At 35.2% G+C, this 20,402-nt stretch carries 18 protein-coding genes and 1 pseudogene; 16 read left to right on the top strand and 3 right to left on the bottom strand.

Going from position 1 to position 20,402, the window contains the following annotated elements:
* The first annotated feature begins 57 nt into the window (after positions 1–57).
* The 8 genes from CWS01_RS04445 to CWS01_RS04480 all read left to right on the top strand — a co-directional run bounded on the left by CWS01_RS04445 (position 58) and on the right by CWS01_RS04480 (position 9,746).
* Positions 58–822 (top strand): DeoR/GlpR family DNA-binding transcription regulator, encoded by a 765-nt coding sequence (locus CWS01_RS04445; protein ID WP_101175845.1) that lies wholly within the window; start codon positions 58–60, stop codon positions 820–822.
* A 247-nt stretch (positions 823–1,069) separates the two neighbouring features.
* Positions 1,070–1,906 (top strand): rhamnulose-1-phosphate aldolase, encoded by an 837-nt coding sequence (gene rhaD, locus CWS01_RS04450; RefSeq protein WP_101175846.1) that lies wholly within the window; start codon positions 1,070–1,072, stop codon positions 1,904–1,906.
* A gap of 87 nt (positions 1,907–1,993) precedes the next feature.
* A complete protein-coding gene (locus tag CWS01_RS04455) occupies positions 1,994–3,145 on the top strand; it encodes an iron-containing alcohol dehydrogenase (RefSeq protein WP_101175847.1) in 1,152 nt (383 codons plus the stop codon).
* Between the two features lie 138 nt (positions 3,146–3,283).
* The gene (locus tag CWS01_RS04460) at positions 3,284–4,321 is read left to right on the top strand and encodes an autoinducer 2 ABC transporter substrate-binding protein (protein WP_101175848.1); all 1,038 of its coding nucleotides are present in this window, start codon (positions 3,284–3,286) and stop codon (positions 4,319–4,321) included.
* Positions 4,311–6,155, top strand: coding sequence for a cache domain-containing sensor histidine kinase (locus tag CWS01_RS04465; RefSeq protein ID WP_101175849.1), 1,845 nt, complete (start codon positions 4,311–4,313; stop codon positions 6,153–6,155). The genes CWS01_RS04460 and CWS01_RS04465 overlap by 11 nt, the downstream gene beginning before the upstream one ends.
* Positions 6,142–7,797 carry a helix-turn-helix domain-containing protein gene (locus CWS01_RS04470; RefSeq protein WP_101175850.1) on the top strand — a complete coding sequence of 552 codons (1,656 nt, stop codon included), beginning with the start codon at positions 6,142–6,144 and terminating at the stop codon, positions 7,795–7,797. The genes CWS01_RS04465 and CWS01_RS04470 overlap by 14 nt, the downstream gene beginning before the upstream one ends.
* 314 nt (positions 7,798–8,111) lie before the next feature.
* Positions 8,112–8,432 carry an L-rhamnose mutarotase gene (rhaM, locus tag CWS01_RS04475; protein WP_101175851.1) on the top strand — a complete coding sequence of 107 codons (321 nt, stop codon included), beginning with the start codon at positions 8,112–8,114 and terminating at the stop codon, positions 8,430–8,432.
* Positions 8,433–8,471: 39 nt separating this feature from the next.
* Positions 8,472–9,746, top strand: a complete 1,275-nt coding sequence (locus tag CWS01_RS04480; protein ID WP_101175852.1) for an MFS transporter — start codon at positions 8,472–8,474, stop codon at positions 9,744–9,746.
* A gap of 308 nt (positions 9,747–10,054) precedes the next feature.
* Here CWS01_RS04480 and CWS01_RS04485 read toward each other — a convergent pair whose 3' ends face one another.
* Together CWS01_RS04485 and CWS01_RS04490 are read right to left on the bottom strand one after the other, a co-directional pair.
* A complete protein-coding gene (locus CWS01_RS04485; RefSeq protein WP_101175853.1) occupies positions 10,055–10,900 on the bottom strand; it encodes an STAS domain-containing protein in 846 nt (281 codons plus the stop codon).
* Positions 10,901–10,988: 88 nt separating this feature from the next.
* Positions 10,989–12,101: a GntR family transcriptional regulator gene (locus tag CWS01_RS04490; RefSeq protein ID WP_101175854.1), complete on the bottom strand. Its 1,113-nt coding sequence runs from the start codon at positions 12,099–12,101 to the stop codon at positions 10,989–10,991.
* A 419-nt stretch (positions 12,102–12,520) separates the two neighbouring features.
* Here CWS01_RS04490 and araB point away from each other — a divergent pair, with 419 nt between their 5' ends.
* The 6 genes from araB (at position 12,521) to CWS01_RS04510 (ending at position 17,919) form a co-directional block, all read left to right on the top strand.
* Complete coding sequence (gene araB, locus CWS01_RS04495) at positions 12,521–14,221, top strand: ribulokinase (RefSeq protein ID WP_101175855.1); 1,701 nt, start codon at positions 12,521–12,523, stop codon at positions 14,219–14,221.
* Complete coding sequence (araD, locus tag CWS01_RS04500; RefSeq protein WP_101175856.1) at positions 14,215–14,916, top strand: L-ribulose-5-phosphate 4-epimerase; 702 nt, start codon at positions 14,215–14,217, stop codon at positions 14,914–14,916. The genes araB and araD overlap by 7 nt, the downstream gene beginning before the upstream one ends.
* Positions 14,917–14,952: 36 nt before the next feature.
* On the top strand, positions 14,953–16,437 hold the full coding sequence (gene araA / locus CWS01_RS04505) for an L-arabinose isomerase (protein ID WP_101175857.1): 1,485 nt from the start codon (positions 14,953–14,955) through the stop codon (positions 16,435–16,437).
* 104 nt (positions 16,438–16,541) lie between these two features.
* Complete coding sequence (locus CWS01_RS22225) at positions 16,542–16,745, top strand: hypothetical protein (protein ID WP_157827537.1); 204 nt, start codon at positions 16,542–16,544, stop codon at positions 16,743–16,745.
* A 17-nt stretch (positions 16,746–16,762) separates the two neighbouring features.
* Positions 16,763–16,897, top strand: a complete 135-nt coding sequence (locus CWS01_RS23115; RefSeq protein ID WP_268877045.1) for a hypothetical protein — start codon at positions 16,763–16,765, stop codon at positions 16,895–16,897.
* A 404-nt stretch (positions 16,898–17,301) separates the two neighbouring features.
* Entirely contained in the window at positions 17,302–17,919 is a 618-nt protein-coding gene (locus tag CWS01_RS04510) for a YitT family protein (RefSeq protein WP_101175858.1), read from the top strand.
* A gap of 143 nt (positions 17,920–18,062) precedes the next feature.
* Here the strand turns inward: CWS01_RS04510 and CWS01_RS04515 are convergent, their stop codons facing one another.
* Entirely contained in the window at positions 18,063–18,845 is a 783-nt protein-coding gene (locus tag CWS01_RS04515; RefSeq protein WP_101175859.1) for a class I SAM-dependent methyltransferase, read from the bottom strand.
* A gap of 146 nt (positions 18,846–18,991) precedes the next feature.
* On the opposite strand from CWS01_RS04515, the gene CWS01_RS04520 reads away from it, so the two are divergent.
* Both CWS01_RS04520 and CWS01_RS04525 read left to right on the top strand, forming a co-directional pair.
* A complete protein-coding gene (locus CWS01_RS04520; RefSeq protein WP_101175860.1) occupies positions 18,992–19,867 on the top strand; it encodes a LysR family transcriptional regulator in 876 nt (291 codons plus the stop codon).
* Positions 19,868–19,879: 12 nt separating this feature from the next.
* Positions 19,880–20,370 (top strand): annotated as a pseudogene (locus CWS01_RS04525) (nucleotidyltransferase family protein).
* Positions 20,371–20,402: the final 32 nt, after the last annotated feature.

Below are 20,402 nucleotides of genomic sequence, written 5' to 3' on the forward strand. Positions count from 1 at the left end.
TAAAATAAAAACAAAAACAAAAACAAATAAAAAAGACAAAATAAGGGGAGACTCTATGTGCTTGTAGCAGAACGGCGAAGAAAAATTGTGGAATTAGTAAATGAAAGGTTAAGTATTCGTGTCACTGAATTAAGTGAAATTTTTTCAGTAACAGAAGAAACAATCAGAAGAGATTTAGAAAAGCTAGAACAAGATCAGCTATTAAAGAGAAGTCATGGCGGAGCTGTCAGTTTAGATAAAGAACCAACTGAAATACCGTATATGGTAAGAGAGGTTACAAATGCAGCGGAAAAAAGGGCGATTGCTGTGGAAGCGGTTAAAACTATTGATGCAGGGGAACAAATTGTATTAGATGGCAGCACAACAGCATGGTATATGGCAGCAGAATTGCCTAATATGCCTTTAACAGTAATAACTAATTCTATAAAAGTGGCATTAGAATTAAGCAAAAAAGATCAAATAAAAGTGATATCAACGGGTGGAATGCTATTAGCGAACTCTTTATCCTTTGTTGGCCCATTAGCTGAGCGCTCTTTGGAAAAATATCATGTTAATAAGCTATTCTATTCATGCAAAGGCGTTGATTTATCTGGTGGCTTAAGTGATGCTAATGAATGGCAGGCATTATTGAAAAAACAAATGATGAATATTGCTTCTTCTGTTATATTATTAGTAGATTCTTCCAAGTTCGGGGTAAGAACTTTTGCACATATCGCAGAATTAAAGGATATTGATCAAATTATTACGGATACAAGTATACCTGCAGCATACAAAACTTATTTTGATGAAAAAGAATTGGATATGAAATTGGTTGAAATATAAAAGTACTCCATGGCGAGTGCTTTTTTTTATGGGGATTTTTGAGGAGACAAGATCTATTAATAACTTATATGAAATAATAAAAACAAAAGATAAGTAGGTATAAAAATTCAAAAAAAGTTCATTTTTTGATTTGTTTATTTTGTTTTATGTTGATTTATTTTTGTTTTAAGCGTATTATAAAAATATAAAGAAGATATAAAAAAGATTCAAATTTTAATAGATGAAGAACAAAAAAGGAGAGTTGAAAATGATTACAAGTATTCAGAAAGAGAATATTCTAGAAGCACCTTTTGTTAAAGAAATGTGTGAAGCTACATTTAACATGTGGAGATTAGGCTGGGATGAAAGAAACGGAGGAAATATTAGCTACTTGCTGACAAAAGAAGAAGTTTCTAAATATTTAGATGTAAATCAAGTTAAACGTACACTTCAGCTGCAATTTCCTGTAGCAGAGTTGGCCAATAAATATTTTATCGTAACAGGATCAGGCAAATATTTTAAAAATGTTAATGGTGACCCGAAAAATACATTAGGAATTGTGAAGGTTGATGAAACAGGAAATGCTATTCATATTATTTGGGGATTAGAAGATGGATCTAATCCAACAAGCGAACTACCATCTCACTTTATGAGCCATATTGCCAGATTAAAAGTTGATTCTAACCATCGCATTATTATGCACAACCATGCTACAAATATTATCGCGATGACATTTACACATGATTTAGATGAAGCAAACTTTACAAAAACTTTATGGCAAATGTGTACAGAATGTATTGTTGTTTTCCCAGATGCTGTTGGAATTCTTCCTTGGATGGTTCCAGGTACAGATGCAATCGGTCAAAAAACAGCAGAAAAAATGAAAGAACATCGTTTAGTTTTATGGCCGCATCATGGAATATTTGGCGCTGGAACAACGATGGATGAAACGTTTGGTTTAATTGAAACAGCAGAAAAAGCAGCGCAAATTTATACAATCATAGGTGATCCATCTAAAATTAAACAGACTATTTCGGATGAAGAATTAGATGAGTTGGCTAAAGCTTTTAATGTGGAACCAAAAGTGGGTATTTTGGCTGTTTAATGAAATGTTAGGGCATTATTGCCCTTCATTTATAGAGTTTTATGTGAAATGCTGAACAAAAAGTATACTTTATTAGGAGGAATTACAATGAGTTCACATGTATTTTATGTACCAAGCACTAATTTAATGGGAGCAGGATGTTTAGCAGATGCAGGCCCGTATATTCAAGAATTAGGATTTAAAAGAGCAATTTTAGTAACAGATAAATTTTTGAATTCTAATGGAATTGCAGATAAAGTAAAAAAAGTTCTTGAGAGAAGCGATGTAAAATATACAGTTTATGATGAAGTGGAGCCAAACCCTACTACAGTAAATGTGCATAATGGAGTTTCCGCTTATAAAGAGAATGCATGTGATTTTATTGTATCTGTCGGAGGAGGATCACCACAGGATACAGCCAAAGCCATCGGTTTGGTGGTAGCAAATGGGGGCCATATTAAAGAGTATGAAGGAGTTGGAAAAACGAAAAATAAATCGGTGCCGATTGTAGCCGTTAACACAACAGCAGGCACTTCAAGTGAGTTTACCATCAATTATGTTATTACAGATGAAGAACGGAAAGTGAAAATGGTGATGGTGGATAAACATAGTTTAGTCACTATTTCAGTGAATGATTCAGAACTCATGGTAGATAAATCTGCCGCTTTAACAGCAGCAACAGGTGTTGCCGCCTTAACACATGCTATAGAAGCAATTGTTACTCCAGGCGCTTACCCTGTAACAGATGCTACTGCATTAGCTGCAGTGAAAATTATTTTTGAGTACCTTCCATGTGCAGTTAAAAATAGCCATGATATAGAGGCGCGAGAACAGATGGTTTATGTCATGTTTTTAGAAGGAATTGCATTTAATAATGCAGGTTTAGGTTTTGTTCATGCGATGGCACACCAATTAGGGGGAGTATATAATTTGCCCCATGGCGTTTGCAATGCGATGCTGCTTCCTATTGTGGAAAGAGAAAATGCCAAACGCAATCCAAGTAAATTTCTTGCAATTGCAGAAGCTATTGGATTAAAAACAGAAGGAAAAACAGCTGAAAAGTGTGCAGAGGAAGTTATAGAAGCCATTAAAGATTTGTGCACAACAGTGGGTATTCCTAGCAAATTATCTGAACTGGGAGTGAATGAAGTAGATGTGGATAAACTTGCTGATTTTGCATTAAAAGATGCATGTGCTCCAGGAAACCCATTTCAGCCAACAAAAGAAGAAGTTATCGAGATGTTTAAAGAAATATTATAGGACGAGCAAAAAAGAGAGAATTAGAATTCTTTTTTTTTTGTTTTTGTTTGGAAAATAATAGAGAAGCCAAAAAAACAAAAAATATTTTTTTGTTCCAGTTTTTTATATATAATAAAAGAAAAAGATTAGGTGAGATTAATGCCTTATAAAACAGTCATTCTTGTAGTTTTTTTATTTTTTGTAAGCGGATGCATCGGCGATCCGAAACCAAAGTATGAAGTTATTTATGAAAATACTGGAAAACAAACTGCACAATTGAATAAAAAGGACACTCAAGCATTTACCATTGCGGTTATTCCAAAAGTAAGTGGCATTCCCTACTTTAATGCAGTGGAAGAAGGGGCAATGGAAGCAGGCAAAGATTTAAATGTTCATGTCTTGTATTCGGGACCATTAATAGCAGACTGGAAGCAGCAAGAAAAAATGATAAAAGAATATATCAAACAGGATGTGGATGTCATTGCCGTATCAGCAAATGATCCGGAGAAGCTAGGGAAAGTGCTAAAACAAGCAAAAGCCAAAGGAATCAAAGTCATCACTTGGGATTCGGATACAAATCCAGAATATAGGCAGTACTTTGTAAGCAGTGTAAATCCAGAGATTTTAGGAAGACATGTAATGGATACACTCTCATTGGGAATGAATGAAAAAGGCGAATATGCTATTATAACAGGTACTGATAATGCAGCAACATTAAAAGAGTGGATAAAATGGATGGTCAGGCAGCAACAAGAAAATTATCCGAATATGAAGCTGCTAGAAATTGCAGAATCAAATGATGATCCGCAAAAAGCATATATGATCACTAAAAAATTAATGAAAAAATATCCGAATATACAAGGAATTATTGGCAGTTCTTCAGTAGGGCCTCCTGCAGCAGCACAAGCGATAATAGATGAAAATAAAGTTGGAGAAATTCATGTTGTTGGTTTATCAAGTCCAAATTTGATAAGAAAATATATTCAAAACGGCACACTTCAAATAGGGACACTTTGGAGTCCTAAAAAGCTAGGCTATTTAACCGTTACTGTCGCAAAAGAAATCCTGCTTGGAAATAAATTGTCTGATAATATGTCTATTTCTAATGTGGGCGTTATTCGTTTGAAGGGAGACAGCATCATCATGGATCAACCGATTGATTTTACAAAGGAGAATATAAATCAATATGATTTTTAGGTTCTTTCAAATACTGGGATTACATCAGGCTCCATTAAAGATGAAATTAATTATTATTTATATTATATTGACAGCGATTCCAATGGCGATTATTGGTTATTTTACTTATATAGAAAATACAAAGGCAATAGAAGAGCAGGTTGGAGAATATATACCGAGACTATTAAACCAAGCAAACCAAAATATAGAAAATGAGATGGACCAGTTAAATGATTTGTCTAATGCTATCTATAATTCTAGTGATATAATGTCTATTCTTAGAACAAGTCCTTATAAAGAGAAATCTGCTTTTTTGCAAGACGAATATACGGTTGAAAGTTTTTTGTCAAAAACCTATCTTGACAGCAATAAATCAGGAATTATGGGAGCTTTTTTATTAACAAATAACGGGAATTATATTAGCACAAAAATTCCTTACACTGGATTTGAGCTGTCAGATTCCATTGTGCCCTTTGGAGAAATCCATGATTTATCTGGTTTATCTCCACTTATTTTGCCAAAGCAAACAGATTTAGTTTTTGAAGATCATTCCCCATTTATTTTAATAGTAAATAAGATTGAGGATGTGGAGAACAGGGGAAGTTTAGGGACGCTGATACTAGCTGTAAAAGTTACCTTTATAGACAAATTATTAAGCGGTATTGATAAAGAAGAAAGAGCAACAATGTGGCTGATGGATCAAAATGGATACATCATTTATCATCCAAATCAAACGTTAATTGGAACAACAGATGAAGAACTGAAAAACTATCCGCTGGTAAATGGCAGTTTTCGTACAACAGAAAATAGTCATGGCAGAATTTTATTCAGCATTAATCAATCGAACACAAATAAATGGATACTGGTCCATAGTATTTCTATGAAATATTTGACAGAACGGACAGATACTGTAAAAAATGTAACCGTTGTTATTTTTATTTTACTTGTTATTGTTACGACAGCTTTATCTATTTTTATCGCATGGTCGGTAACAAAACCAATTGGCGCACTTGGCAAAGTGATGAAAGAAGTGGAAAAAGGCAATTTACATGTGAAAATTCCTCCTGGCAATAAAGATGAAGTAGGAGAATTGGCAAATAGCTTTCAATCCATGTTAGTACAATTAAGGGAATTAATTAAAAAGAATTACGAAATTGAACTGCAACAGCGGGATGCAAAAATATATGCTTTGCAGTCACAAATCAATCCTCATTTTATGTATAACACATTGGAAACGATAGGTGCAGTGATTGAGGAAGAACAATCAGAAACAGCAACAGATATGATTTCTATTTTAGGACAGATGCTTAGGTATTCTTTAAGTGAGGGCAAGAGTTTAGTAGCATTAAAACAAGAGTGGCTACATATTAAAAATTATTTAACACTGCAAAAAATTCGCTTTGAAGATAGGGTTATTTATCAAATGGAAGGAGAAGAGCTAATAGATTCTTATTTCACCCCTAAATTTATTATTCAGCCAATTGTTGAGAATTCATTTAAGTATGCGATGTCTAAACGAAGCGTTTTGCATATTACCATTAAAATAACAGTCTACGGGGATGAATTGCTCATAATGGTGGCAGATAATGGCCCTGGGATCCCTAAAGAAACACTTACAGCCATTTATAGAAATTTAGATTCTACCGACTATTTTACAAAAGAGTCTGGGGTAGGTCTAACAAATGTTCATGCCAGAATTATCATGATGTTTAGCGAGAAATATGGTCTTTCCATAGATAGTGAACAAGGAAAAGGCACTATTGTTCTATTAAGACTGCCGTTAATCAATCATTCGCGCATACAGGAATTCACTCAGGGTGGGGAAGAAGGGGAGGGGAAAAATGGAGAGAGTTAGAACCATTATTGTGGATGATGAGCCAAAAATTTTAAATCGGCTTATTCGGATTGTTCAATCATGTGGAGACGAATGGGAAATTGTCGGCACATTTTCAGATGGGAAAGAGGCTTATGATGCAATAAGCCAACAATCGCTCTCTTTTGACTTGCTGTTGACAGATGTTCAAATGCCGGAGATGGATGGATTAAAGCTTATCCATTCATTGAGGGAAGATAATCGGATGTTTGAATCAATAATTATTAGTGGTTATGATCAATTTTCGTACCTTCAGACGGCTATGCGTCAAGGCGCTTCTAATTATCTATTAAAACCAATAAATAAAGGGCAGATGGCAGCGGAATTAGAAGATATGAAAGTGAAAATAGAGAAAAAAAGAGAGGAAGAGAAAGGAATAAAGGAGTTGGAGCATAAAGCTTCTGAATTGGATTATGCAAAACAAATTCAGTTTTTAAGCCAAGTATATATGTCAGAACCGAATGAAGAGGAAAGAAACGAATGGCTGCAATTATTTGGGGATAAAAGGCACCATCTGCTCTATTTAAGCATTGACCAAAATATAAAGCAGTCATTATCAAAGGATTTAAATACATGGATTCGAATGGTAAATAAGGATGTGGAGGCAGTTTTTAGAAGCTGTTTATCTAATTGGGATACCTCTATCCCCGCTAATACTTGGTTGTGGAAAGATGATCTTTTTTCATTTTGGCTGCTAGTTGCAAATTCTAAAGGCAAAGATGTTTTGCCTCCTATAGAAGATATGGTGGCCATTTTAAAGGAGAAGGTAAAAAAGGAAACATCTAATACAATATCTATTGCAATAGGGAACAGATTTTTTACATTAGATGAATTTATTCAAAATAAAAAGAAGCTAGAAGCTCTCATGCAAAATAGAATAGTGTTTGGCAGCAATAAAGTATTTTGGCTAAACAAGATAGACATGGATGAAGAAAAAGGTGAAAAAGGCATTAGCAATGACTTGCTTAAAGATGTCCAACAAATAATATACAGTTTAGAAAATGGAACAAAACAGCAGATAATAGAAGCTTTAGAACAATATTTCAAAAAAATTCATCACCTAAAATCAGCAAGAGCTATTGAGGAGGCTGTGCAATTATTAGGCATTCGTATAGTAAATAGATGGATTGAACTAGACGGTTTCAGGGAAAAACGGGAATTATTTATAGAGGTATTAACATTAACGAAAAATACAGCAAACTTCTATCAATTAACAGATAAAATCAGAAACTGGGTATTTGATGCCATGGAATTGATTGATCAAGTTAAGGAAAACGAAACAGATCCAATTTATAAAGCAAAGATGTATATTAATGAGCATTTAGGTGAAAGTATAACGATTAAAATTATTGCACAGCATGTTTATATGAGTCCTACCTATTTTAGTCATTATTTTAAAGAGCAAACAGGAGAGACTGTTTTGGATTATATTACAAAATGCCGTTTAAAAAAGGCGCAAGAAATGCTTGAGACAACAGATTCTAAAATTTATGATATTTCTTTGTTGTTAGGCTATCAAGATACCAAATATTTTAGCCGTTTATTTCGCCAATGGTACGGGTACAGTCCATCCCAATATAGAGAAAACTTTAATAAAACATATAATAAAAATATGAACAGATAACATTTATCTATTTTTGTTTTTCTTTATAAATAAAGTCCTTTAAAAGAGAATATGAGTAGAATCTCTAATAAAAAGAAAGATTGTTCGCGGAAGAATAATCTTTCTTTTTATTTTTTAGAAATACCCTTATATGCAGATAAAGAAAGGGGTTTCACATGTGTTTATGAAAACCTTTACAAAATCATAAATTTCACCCCCTTTCCGTTGTTTTGTCACCTAGAAATGTGTTGGAAATTCCTTTATATTTTAACTGTGAGATGAATATTCAAAAATAAAACAAAATAAACAAAAAATATTGGAAGGTGGGGAACAAAATGAGTGTTACAAGAATAGCAAGTGTTATGTCAGTCTATAAAGATCAGTACGAGGAGTACAAGCGCCGGCATGATGAATTATGGCCGGAAATGAAAGCAGAATTAAAAGCACATGGTGTTCATAACTATTCCATTTTTTTAGATGAAGCTTCCGGCAGGTTGTTTGCTTACTTAGAAATTGAAAGTGAAGAAAAGTGGAGCAAGATGTCTGAAACAGCGATATGTAGAAAATGGTGGGATTATATGGAGCCATTAATGGAGACAAATCCAGATAATAGTCCTGTATCTACCGAATTAAAGAATGTTTTTTATTTAGCTTAATTCCTTAACATGTAAATTAAAAAGAAGGGAATGTTCAGTATGGCAACAGCTACTAAAAAGGGTGGAAGAAAAGCGACAATCACAGTAGCCATGTCCAATTACCTAGAAGCAGGTTCAATTGTTGCAGGTGCAGGTGGTTTAACGCTTTGGATGGAATATCTAAATCTGGATGATTTTAAACTAGGATTGCTTGGGGCATTAAGTGCAAACGGTTTTGGATCTGCAGTAGGTGCATTGCTCGGTGGAATATTAGTAGATAAGTATGGTCGCAAATTTATTTATAAGTATGATTTATTAGTGTATATGCTAGGGATATTATTAATTGCATTCTCCTTTAATTTCCCAATGTTGTTAATTGGTTATGTAGTAACAGGTATTGCCGTGGGTGCAGCTATTCCAGCAGCATGGACATATATTGCTGAAGAAGCTCCTGATAACGAAAGAGCTGCAAGAATAGGAATGGGTCAGTTAGCATGGTCTGTGGGTCCAGCAATCTCTTTATTACTTTCTGTATTATTAGCTCCATTAGGTTTATTAGGAAGCAGAATTATTTTTGTACAGCTATTTGTAATCGCTTTAATCACGTGGATTATGCAGCAGCAAATCAATGAGTCAAAAATTTGGGAAGAAGAAAAACAAAAAGAAAAAGAACAAGTACGCAAAGGAGAAGCAATTGCCAACCCAATAAAAGAATTATTCAGCATTAAAGCTAATCGTCAAGCAATTATTCTGCTTTTAGGAATTTATGTATTTTGGAATTTAGTTGCTGGTGTAATGGGATACTTTATGCCATATATTTATGAAACAGTTGGTGGATTATCAGCAGCACATGCCAATCTATTACAGGCCTTCTTATGGATATTAACAGTTGCTTCCACATACTTTGTCTTTATTAAATTTGGCGATAAAATGAATCGAAAAGTACTTTATACAATTGGAGCGGTATTAGGAATTGTAGCATGGCTAATCCTTTCACTTGGATCAATGGGAATGTTTGAACTATTTACATTTGTTATCCTTTGGGGGATAGCGGCAGGATTTGGTGCACAATCATTTTACGGCTTATGGTCTAGTGAATTATTCCACACAAAATATCGTGCAAAAGCGCAAGGATTTTTATTCGCAATAGCTCGTGTATCGGTAGGTTTAATATCATTAGTAGTACCTCTGATGATTTCAACACTTGGATTTAAAATTTCCAGTATAATTATGGTTGGATTCTTAGTAGTAGCAGCTGTAATAGGCTACGTTATGGCTCCTGAAACTAGAGGGAAATCATTAAAAGAAATTGAAAAAGAAAGATATTCAGCATAAAGTGAAACTTCAATCCATGAGGGTTTTCCACGTCCTCCACGGATTGAAGTTTTATTTTATTAAGGGGGTTTTCGTAAACTTTGTTATTTTTAAAGAAGTAGGTGGATTTCCGTTCCAGGATGCTCGCTTTCCGTGGGGCGGGCGGTGAGCCTCCTCAGGCTGTGCCTTGCGGGGTCTCACCTGTTCCGCTAATCTCGCACCTTTCACTCCAATCCACCTGTTTTAACCATGGATTTATTCATTGAAACGATCCGAAAAACAACCATCTTTTAGAAAACAACCTTTATTAATTAAGTTCAATCAGTTTTTTATTCAATAATCCTTTTTAAACCAATGCTTGATAATGCCGTCTGCAAATTGGCGCAAGTTGTGATTTTATGGAAATCGATACCTAAAGAAATAATCGTTTGGGCTATTTCTGGACGGATTCCAGAAATAATCGTTTTTACTCCAATCAGATCAAGGGCCTGCACCACTTTAAATAAGTTATCAGCTACCATCGTATCAACAATCGGTACACCAGATATATCTAAGATTAAATACTCCACCTGCAATTTGGCAGCTTCTTCTAAGGCTACTTCTAAAATGAGCTGAGAACGATCTGTATCAATTTCCCCAATCAGTGGAATGATGGCTGTTTCTTTAGCGACTGGAACAACAGGCACCGATAATTCTTCTAATGCAGTATAGGCTATTTTCATTAAATTTCGATTGTGCTCTTCGTAGACCTGGCCGATGATGGCACTCATTTCATCAAGAAGAGGATCAATTAGTTTTCCTACATCGAGCATAGTTATCGCAGCAAAGGATTTTTGTTCCAGTTCTTCTGTGAAAACATGCCAAATCACATTTCGGAAAATCGAGAATGAACGAAGAGAAACGGATAATGGAATATGGTTTTTGACAAGCGTTTCTCCCGTTGTTTTCGCCCAATTAACCAGTCCATTTTCTTCTATAATATCACCCTTTAGAGTGGCTCCCATTATGGAAAAAAGTTTAGCATTCCACTTGTTGTTTTTTTCTCTATCACTATCTGTATAAATATTAAGACCTTCTTCTATATAAAACTGATTTAATAAAAGAAGGGTTTTTTCAGAAAGTATATATTGACTTTCTATCACTTTATTTCCTATATATGCTAATTCATCTTTCAAAATGAATCATCTCCTAAACTGTCTATTAAAACTATTATACCATTTTGTGAATAGGGATGAAGAGTAGGGCATGTTTAAAGAGAATTTACTATTTAGCATATGGTCCTGAAGAATTTCTTATAACCAATTCTGGTTGATAGACTATGGAAGAAGATGGATTTCCCCTTTTTTCAATTGCATCGATAATCCATTTAGCCGCATCTATCCCCATTTCAGTTTTAGGATGGGCTACCGTAGTTAGTTTGATATCTGTTGCTTGTGCAAGGAATGAATCATCATACCCGACGATTGAGATATCCTCTGGAATACTTAGGGAATGGTATTTAAGGACATTGATAACTTCAATAGCTAACTGATCATTGTAGCAAACAATTGCTGTAGGTTTTTGCCTGCTGGATAAGATACTTTCTAATTGTTTCAGTGGTGTGCTATTTTGTTCATCTGTTGAATAGGTAATCACCATTTCAGGAAAAAAAGGCAGATTAAATTCCTTATATGCGCGAATAAATCCTTTCATTCGATTGACACCTTGCAGATCATCTGTTTTAAATAGACCAATAATTTTTTTGTGTCCAAGCTTAATAAGATGTTCTGTTGCGATATAACCCCCATGTTCATCGTTTACGACAATATGAGGAGGTGTGAGCTGTGAATAAAATTGGTTAATCATTAGATAAGGTATCTGATTTTGCTCTAATTCTAAATAGTAATTTATATTGGGGTTATAGTTGCTGCTTTGTGTAGGCTCTACAATTAGCCCATTGATATTGCTGCTTAACATGGTTTGCAGACATTGTTTTTCTTTGTCCATATCATTATCAGTACAGGCAAAAGTTAGAGAATACCCTTTTGTCGTTAAATAAGATTCAATTCCTTTAATGATAGATGGAAAAATATAGTCAGAAATATAGGTTGTAATAACACCGATATTTCCATTGTTTTTTATAGTGGGAAATGCAGAAGAAGAACCGGGCAATTCAATAATTTGGTTGGAACAAAAGGTTCCTGCTCCTTGCTCTCTATATAGCCACCCTTCATGAACTAAATCACCGATTGCTTGTCTAATTGTATGTCGGCTTACTCCTAATAACTTCATTAGTTCATTTTCTGAATAAATCTTTTCTCCGGGTTTTACTTGGCCGCTTGTAATCCATCCTTTTATTTTTTCCTTTACCATATTATATTTTGTCATGTGTGCCACCGAATCACCACTTTCATAAATTTTATACTTATACGGACAATAAAATATAGCAACATCGTATCAAAAAAAGTAGAAGTTGACTATGAATTTTTATAACGCATTAAAGGACTTTGGACCCTCACCTAATGGAGTATAAGAGAAAACGAAGAATCTAGGTGGGTAGAAATTTTCTATAACAGCCTGATTCATTCAACTAATAGTCAAGAGATAGGAAGCTATATTGCATTTTATATTTTTTCTAAAAAAGTATTGAAAAAAATATATGAGATGTTAAACTTTACTTAAAGTTATACGTACAAGTTGGAAAAAATAGTACAGTTGTAAGTATAAATGTGTAATAAAATAACCTTGTACGTAATAAAAAAATGATATGTAGATTTTTTAAAAAAATGTAAGCGTATTCTAACGAGGCGGAGGAGATGGGGTTGGCGAAATATTCAATTGGGGTAGACTACGGAACACAGTCTGGAAGAGCAGTTCTAGTAGAGGTTGGCACAGGAAAAGAGATTGCAGCTGCTGTAAAGGAATATACACACGGGGTTATGGATGAATATCTGCCGGACGAGAAAACGAAGCTTGAGCATGATTGGGCTTTGCAGCATCCGAAAGATTATTTAGAAGTTCTAAAGATTACCATTCCAGAAGTATTAGAAAAAGCTCAAGTTTCAAATGAAGATGTTATTGGAATCGGGATTGATTTCACGGCATGTACCATTTTGCCAATTGATAAAAACGGTATTCCACTATGTATGCGCCAAGAATTTAAACATCATCCACATAGCTATGTGAAACTTTGGAAACATCATGCAGCGCAAGAAGAAGCAAACCGTTTAAATGAAATAGCAAAACAGCGGGGAGAAACATTTCTAAAGCGCTATGGAGGAAAAATATCATCTGAATGGATGTTTCCAAAGATTTGGCAAATTTTAAATGAAGCTCCCGAAATCTATGCGGAGGCAGATCAAATATTGGAGGCAACAGATTGGGTGATTTCGGAGTTGACTGGAGAAGTTGTCCGTAATAGTTGTACGGCTGGATATAAAGCGATATGGCATAAAAAAGATGGATATCCTTCCAATGAATTTTTTAAGGCCCTTGATCCTCGCCTAGAAAATGTTGTGGAAGAGAAGTTGTCGACTCAGATTGTTTCTATTGGATCAAAAGCAGGAGAGTTGACTGAGAAAGCAGCAAAGTTAACTGGATTAAAGCCAGGAACTGCAGTAGCTGTGGCAAATGTAGATGCACATGTTGCTGTTCCAGCTGTTGGAATAACAGAAGCTGGAAAACTATTAATGATTATGGGAACATCTACTTGCCATATTTTGTTAGGAGAGAAAGAAGCGATTGTGCCAGGCATGTGTGGAGTAGTAGAAGATGGAGTTTTGCCAGGGTTTTTAGGATATGAAGCAGGCCAATCTTGTGTGGGCGATCATTTTGAATGGTTTACACAAAATTGCGTTCCAGCTAGCTACCAGGAACAGGCAGAAAATAGTGGAGTAAACATTCACCAGTTTTTAACAGAGAAAGCAAGTAGATTAGAAGTTGGTGAAAGCGGTTTATTGGCACTTGATTGGTGGAATGGAAATCGTTCTACGCTTGTTGATGTAGATTTAACCGGATTGCTATTAGGTGCAACTTTGCTCACAAAGCCTGAAGAAATATATAGAGCTTTAATTGAAGCAACTGCATATGGCACAAGAATGATTGTTGAAACTTTTAGAAATAGCGGTGTGCCAGTTAATGAAGTATATGCAGCAGGAGGCATTGCAGAGAAAAATGAATTAATGATGCAAATTTATGCAGATGTTCTAAATATGGATATTAAAATTTCCGCCTCCTCTCAAACGCCTGCTCTTGGAAGTGCGATGTTTGGTGCAGTAGCAGCAGGTAAAGATAACGGAGGCTACGATACGATTACAGATGCGGCTAGAGAAATGGGCAGAATCAAGGATAAAATCTATAAGCCTATGAAAAAGAATGCAGAAGTTTATGAACAGCTCTTTGCTGAATACAGCAAGCTTTATGATTATTTTGGACGCGGAGAAAATAATGTAATGAAAAAATTAAAGCAACTAAAGAAAAACGGAGCCCATGATGTTAAGGGGGAAACGGTATGTTAGAAAAACTGAAAAGGGAAGTATTAGAAGCTAATCTTGAACTTCCTAAAGCCGGTCTTGTTACATTTACCTGGGGAAATGTTAGCGGCATTGACCGAAATACAAATCTTGTCGTCATAAAACCAAGCGGCGTCGATTATGAGAAATTACAAGTGGAAGATTTAGTTGTAGTGGATTTAGCTGGAAACATTGTAGAAGGAACACTTCGTCCATCATCTGATACACCAACACATTGTGCACTTTACCGAGCATTTAGTGAAATCGGGGGCATTGTCCATACACATTCCCCATGGGCAACTAGCTGGGCTCAGGCAGGGAAAAGAATTCCTGCACTTGGCACAACACATGCTGACTATTTTTATGGGGAAATTCCCTGTACACGGAAATTAACAGGAGAAGAAACAAATCGGGCATATGAGCTGGAAACAGGCAATGTAATTATAGAGACGATCGTAAAAGAAAGCATTGATCCTATTGCAATGCCTGGAATATTAGTGAAAAATCATGCACCTTTTTGCTGGGGAAAATCGCCATCTCAAGCTGTGCATAATGCAGTAGTTTTGGAAGAAGTAGCAAAAATGGCTCTGCATACTCTCCAGCTTAATCCAAAAGCGGAGTGGATTGATCAATTTTTGCTAGATAAACATTATTTGCGAAAGCATGGTGCCAATGCATATTATGGGCAAAAAAATGGGTAATTTTTTAATGGAAGCATAATTTAAGGGGGAGTTATGATGTTAAAAACAAAAGAATATGAATTCTGGTTTGTTACGGGAAGCCAATTATTATACGGAGAAGATGTGCTTCGCCAAGTGGATGAAAACTCAAGAGTTATCGTAAATGGCTTAGATGAAGATAGAGCTATTCCTTATAAAATTGTTTTTAAGGATGTGGTGAAAGATTCGGATTCCATTCGCCGTCTGTGTTTAGAAGCTAATGCTGCGGAGCATTGTGCTGGAATTATTACATGGATGCACACATTCTCTCCATCAAAAATGTGGATTGCAGGACTTTCTGCATTACAAAAGCCACTGCTTCACTTTGCGACACAATTTAACCGTGATATTCCATGGGAAAGCATTGATATGGACTTTATGAATTTAAATCAGTCGGCACATGGTGATAGAGAACATGGATTTATTGGCAGCCGATTGCATATTAAACGAAAAGTGATAGTAGGGCATTGGGAAAACGGGGAGATTAGAAAAAGAATTGGCAGTTGGACGAAAACAGCTGTTGCTTATTCTGAAAGCAAAGATTTGAAAATTGCCAGATTTGGAGATAATATGCGCCAAGTTGCTGTAACAGAAGGAGATAAAATAGAAGCGCAAATAAAATTCGGCTGGACAGTAAATGGCTATGGAATCGGCGACCTTGTTCAAAAAGTAAATGAGGTAACAGACGAAGCGGTGGAAGAGCTTTTAGCCGAGTATGCAAAACAATATCAAATTGATTCTAAAGCTTTTGAAGATGGAGCGATTCGAGAGAGTATTGCAGAACAAGCAAAATATGAATTGGCATTAAAAGCATTTTTAGAAGCAGGAAATTATACAGCCTTTACTACAACATTTGAAGATTTGCACGGCATGCACCAACTACCAGGACTCGCAGTGCAGCGCTTGATGGAACAAGGTTATGGGTTTGCAGGAGAAGGAGACTGGAAAACAGCTGCACTAGTCAGATTAATGAAAATTATTGCCAATAATGAAGGGACATCCTTTATGGAAGATTACACATATCATTTTGAGCCGGGAAATGAAATGGTCCTTGGTTCTCATATGCTAGAGGTTTGTCCAACTATTGCAGCAACAAAACCGAAAATTGAAGTTCATCCATTAGGCATAGGCGGGAAAGAGAATCCAGCGAGAATTGTGTTTGACGGCAGGGGAGGAAAAGCGATTAATGCATCAATCATCGATCTCGGACATCGATTCCGCATGTTAATTAATGAAGTGGATGCCCTTCAGCCAGAAGAAGAGCTGCCGAATCTTCCAGTGGCAAGAGTATTATGGAAAACACAGCCTTCTCTAAGTCAGGGAGTAGAAAATTGGATTCAAGCAGGTGGAGCGCATCATACATGTTTCTCCTATAAAGTGACAACAGAACAGTTGCGTGACTTTGCGGAATTGATAGGATTAGAACTTATTGTCATTAATAATGATACTAAAACAGAAGCTTTAATGAATGAATTAAGATGGAATGATTTATATTTTCGTTAATAAAGGGGCAATACAGTAGAGAAGGGCGGAATTTCGTCCATATATTATTTAGGCTGATGGCTGTTTTCAGATAGTTTCCAGGAGTAAATCTATGGTTAAAACAGGTGGATTGGAGTGAAAGGTGCGAGACTCTTGCGGGATTAGCGGGACAGGCGATACGCGAGGATGCTCACCGCCCGCCCCACGGAAAGCGAGCATCCCTTCACTGCAATCAACCGACGCCTTTAAAAGCAACAAAGTTTACGAAACAGCCATTATTTATTAGCAAAATAATCATCGTTGGAGGAATTTGGCTCTCTATTCCTTAAAAGTTAAGGGGGAAGTATTGGCGCAAAATCTGCTGAATGAACTTCGAGAACTATCCTATCAATGTAAATGCGGCAATCAGCATAATGATATGACGATGGAAGAAATTGTGGTTGGCAAACATGCTATGCAAAACTTATTGGCCTTTATTTAGAAAAAATAGAATGATTGTTGTTGATGCCAATACATATCAAACAGCAGGTTTAAAAGAAGCCCATCATTTAAGAAATTGTTTTACGGCCTTAAAATTTTTAAATGATGTGGTCCATTTAGACAATGATGCGGCTTCTATCTGTCACATAACGAAAATTAAACGTTATCCTAATAGCTGATAAAGAAAAAACTTAATTAGTGTAAAATAATATTGACAGAAATGAAGCTGAATAACTCTTTATTTTTTTGTTGTTTTCAATTTGAATATAAAAGAATATAAATTCATTCAGTTTGATAATCTTCGATGGGATATGAATGCTTTTTTGTATGTTAATTCTCTGGTTATTATTCTATGATTATTATATAAAACATAATCGGGTTGAAAAATAACATTAGGAGAATGGCATGAAAAAATTATTGAAAATTTTACTAGGATGTATGATTGTAGCTGTCGGTCTTATTTTATTAAGACATGCTGATATCGTAACAGGTGGAACAGCGGGTTTATCAATTAGCATATCCTATTTAACAGACCTTCCTTTTTCTTGGATATTTTTTATTATTAATGTTCCATTTTATATTTTTTCCTTCTACCAAATGGGTTTCAAATTTACGTTGTTAACAATTTTATCGGTATCCTTATTATCTTTATTATCAGGATTAGACTCCTTATTGCCGGCATTTGCTATTCCATCATTAGTTGGAGCAATTCTTGGAGGAGTTATAATTGGATTTGGTTTATCCATTCTTTTTATGAATCAAGCATCACTTGGGGGAGCCAATATATTCGCTCTATTTATGCAGAAGAAATACAATTGGAACCCAGGCAAAGTAAACTTTGTTTTTGATTTCTGTGTAGTATTAATAGGACTATACTCTATCGGATTAATAAAAGGAGTATATTCTATTATATCGATTGCTGTAGCATCTATCGTTATCGCCTATTTTAAAAATAATATTGCGGCGAAAAACTTTCAAGTCCCTGCAAGTGTTTCTGTACAAAGAGAAGTTTCAGCAAACTAAAAAAACATCAGCATGCTAAAATAGCGGCTGATGTTTTTTAGTTATTGTAACGGAAAAAGGATTAAGGACGGCGAATGGAGCCGGAAAATGTACAAGAAATTTAATTTGCCTGTCTGTTTTCAAGAAATGCATATGGTGAGAGATTACTCTTTTATACCAATAACGCGAATTCTTTTATAATCGGCGATCCAGTTGTTTGTTTTCTCATCAAATAAACTTTCCTTTAAATAGTTAACTACATTTGTGATGAGCCTATCTTTAACGTCGTCCTTTATATTGATAAAAAAAGAATCTCCGAACATATTAATCCAGTTTTTGAGACCGTCGATACCATTTAATGGCGTGGGACGATCATAATGCTGAGCAAGTACTACACGAAATCCTGTGTTCTCCATTAAAGCGGTGTATTCGGCAATGCTAGGATAATACCAGGGAAATTGCTCTTCTTGAAATGAAAATCCTTCCATTTTTAGTTCATTGATGATTCCATCAGTAATTTGTTGAACATTGCCTTTCCCGCCAAACTCTGCGACAAATCGCCCGCCTTTCTTTAAACTTTCATAAATGCGAGTTAACGCAATATTTGGCGGCTTTACCCAGTGTAGTGTTGCGTTAGAGAAAACTGCATCAAATTCATTCGAAAACTTCAAGCTAGTAGCATTTTGTACAGAAAAATTAAGATGTGGGTATTTTTTTGCAGCTTGTGCAACCATGTTTGGAGATTTATCTATACCAATAACATTGGCTTCCTTTTGAAATAATTGTTCTGCTAAATCTCCAGTTCCACAGCCAAGATCAAGGATTTTTTCATTGGGTTTGGGATTTAATAGCTCTAATAAGCTATTTCCATATTGAGAGACAAATGAATGGTTTGAATCATATAAATCGGCATTCCATTGATCAGCTTTGCTAACAGTATTTTTCATCATTTAACTCCTTTACTCCAAATTTTTGTAAAGCCATTTCTAATGTGTATATAGTACTTAACTCTATTATAATAAAAGAAATAAGTACTGAATATTAACAAAAATAAGAGGAATTAATAACAAATGGTTATTAAGAGGTGCGATGGATGAATGTACAATTATTAAAAACATTTATTACGGCAGCAAAACATGAAAACTTCCATAAAACTGCAGAAGAACTTTTTCTAACGCAGCCAGCAATAACAAAGCATATCAGAAGGTTAGAAGAAGAAATGAAAATAGAATTATTTGAAAGAAAGGGAAAAAGCATTGCTTTAACAGAAGCAGGGCATTATTTGCTGCCAATCGCCAAAAAGATGGCTGCTCAATATGATAAGGGATTAGCAGAATTTGAATTATGGAAACAAGGCTATAATCGAAAGCTTGTCATTGCGGCGGCACCCCAGATTGCTTCCTCTGTTTTGCCAGCCATTTTACGGAATTTTATGGATGGAAATTCAGATATTGAGGTTTTAATCAATGTGATAAATTCATATAAAATAGGAGAAGAAATCAGCAGCGGCAGGGCGGAGGTTGGATTAACAAGAATAGAACCAACCATTTCAGGTGTTGCATGCCAGGTTATTCATGAAGATCCGGTTATACTAGTGGGTCCTGCGGAAGAGAAAGAGCAATTGTTTAATGAAGAAGGGATGCTAAAGAAATATCGCTTGATTACACATAATCATCCAGCATATTGGGACAGTTTGCTGAATAATATTCGAAGCGTTTATCCAATGGTGCGCACAATGCAAGTGAATCAAATGGAAATCAGCAAAAAGTTTATTGAAAAAGGCCTTGGAGTTTCTTATTTGCCATATACGTTGGTCGAGGAAGAAATAAAACAAAAAAAATTGAGGGAAATCCAATCAGATAAAATTATGCTGCCGACTTCTTTCACCTATCTGTTAACAAAAGTCGAAACAAAAGAAGCAGTTTCATTTATTACATTTTTAAAAAAGCAGTTGATAAAACATATATAGATGGGAATAAAATTGTCAATCAAAACAAAAGAAGACATTATTATTCTTATAAAAGAGGATGAATGGATGATGTCCGTTTTAGCTGCAGTGAAAACATTAGATTTGCCTGATTATTGGGTATGTGCAGGTTTTGTTCGGTCAAAAATTTGGGATGTTTTGCATCAGTTTACAGGTAGGACTCCTCTTTCTGATATTGATGTGATTTATTTTGATAAAAATAATCTAGAATGCATATTGTAAGCAAGATGCCTCCATACTTATCGTTTGTTGATGCGATTTCAAAATTCCCTGAAACGTCAACTGCTTTAGGCGTAAAACTGGATGCCTTTGATAATATTATATTAACAGCTCCCTATGGCATAAAGGATGTCATTACAATGACAGTAAAACCAACTTCTTATTTTATGGAAGATAAAACGAGAGCAGCAATCTATCGTAAACGCGTGGAATCAAAAAATTGGAAAGGAATTTGGGAGGGAGTGCAAATTGTTTATCCTAAGTAATAGGCAATGCGATCCAGAAAAACTTGCAAAAT

It is taken from the genome of Niallia nealsonii, assembly GCF_002835805.1.
Lineage (GTDB): Bacteria > Bacillota > Bacilli > Bacillales > Cytobacillaceae > Niallia > Niallia nealsonii.

What these genes read in the sequence shown, in the direction of transcription:
- CWS01_RS04455 (WP_101175847.1), top strand. Translation starts at nt 1,994, where the DNA reads ATGAGTTCACATGTATTTTATGTACCAAGCACTAATTTAATGGGAGCA.
- CWS01_RS04515 (WP_101175859.1), bottom strand. Translation starts at nt 18,845, where the DNA reads ATGAAAAATACTGTTAGCAAAGCTGATCAATGGAATGCCGATTTATAT.
- rhaD (WP_101175846.1), top strand. Translation starts at nt 1,070, where the DNA reads ATGATTACAAGTATTCAGAAAGAGAATATTCTAGAAGCACCTTTTGTT.
- araB (WP_101175855.1), top strand. Translation starts at nt 12,521, where the DNA reads ATGGGGTTGGCGAAATATTCAATTGGGGTAGACTACGGAACACAGTCT.
- CWS01_RS04520 (WP_101175860.1), top strand. Translation starts at nt 18,992, where the DNA reads ATGAATGTACAATTATTAAAAACATTTATTACGGCAGCAAAACATGAA.
- rhaM (WP_101175851.1), top strand. Translation starts at nt 8,112, where the DNA reads ATGAGTGTTACAAGAATAGCAAGTGTTATGTCAGTCTATAAAGATCAG.
- CWS01_RS04470 (WP_101175850.1), top strand. Translation starts at nt 6,142, where the DNA reads ATGGAGAGAGTTAGAACCATTATTGTGGATGATGAGCCAAAAATTTTA.
- CWS01_RS04460 (WP_101175848.1), top strand. Translation starts at nt 3,284, where the DNA reads ATGCCTTATAAAACAGTCATTCTTGTAGTTTTTTTATTTTTTGTAAGC.
- CWS01_RS04480 (WP_101175852.1), top strand. Translation starts at nt 8,472, where the DNA reads ATGGCAACAGCTACTAAAAAGGGTGGAAGAAAAGCGACAATCACAGTA.
- CWS01_RS04510 (WP_101175858.1), top strand. Translation starts at nt 17,302, where the DNA reads ATGAAAAAATTATTGAAAATTTTACTAGGATGTATGATTGTAGCTGTC.
- araA (WP_101175857.1), top strand. Translation starts at nt 14,953, where the DNA reads ATGTTAAAAACAAAAGAATATGAATTCTGGTTTGTTACGGGAAGCCAA.
- araD (WP_101175856.1), top strand. Translation starts at nt 14,215, where the DNA reads ATGTTAGAAAAACTGAAAAGGGAAGTATTAGAAGCTAATCTTGAACTT.
- CWS01_RS04465 (WP_101175849.1), top strand. Translation starts at nt 4,311, where the DNA reads ATGATTTTTAGGTTCTTTCAAATACTGGGATTACATCAGGCTCCATTA.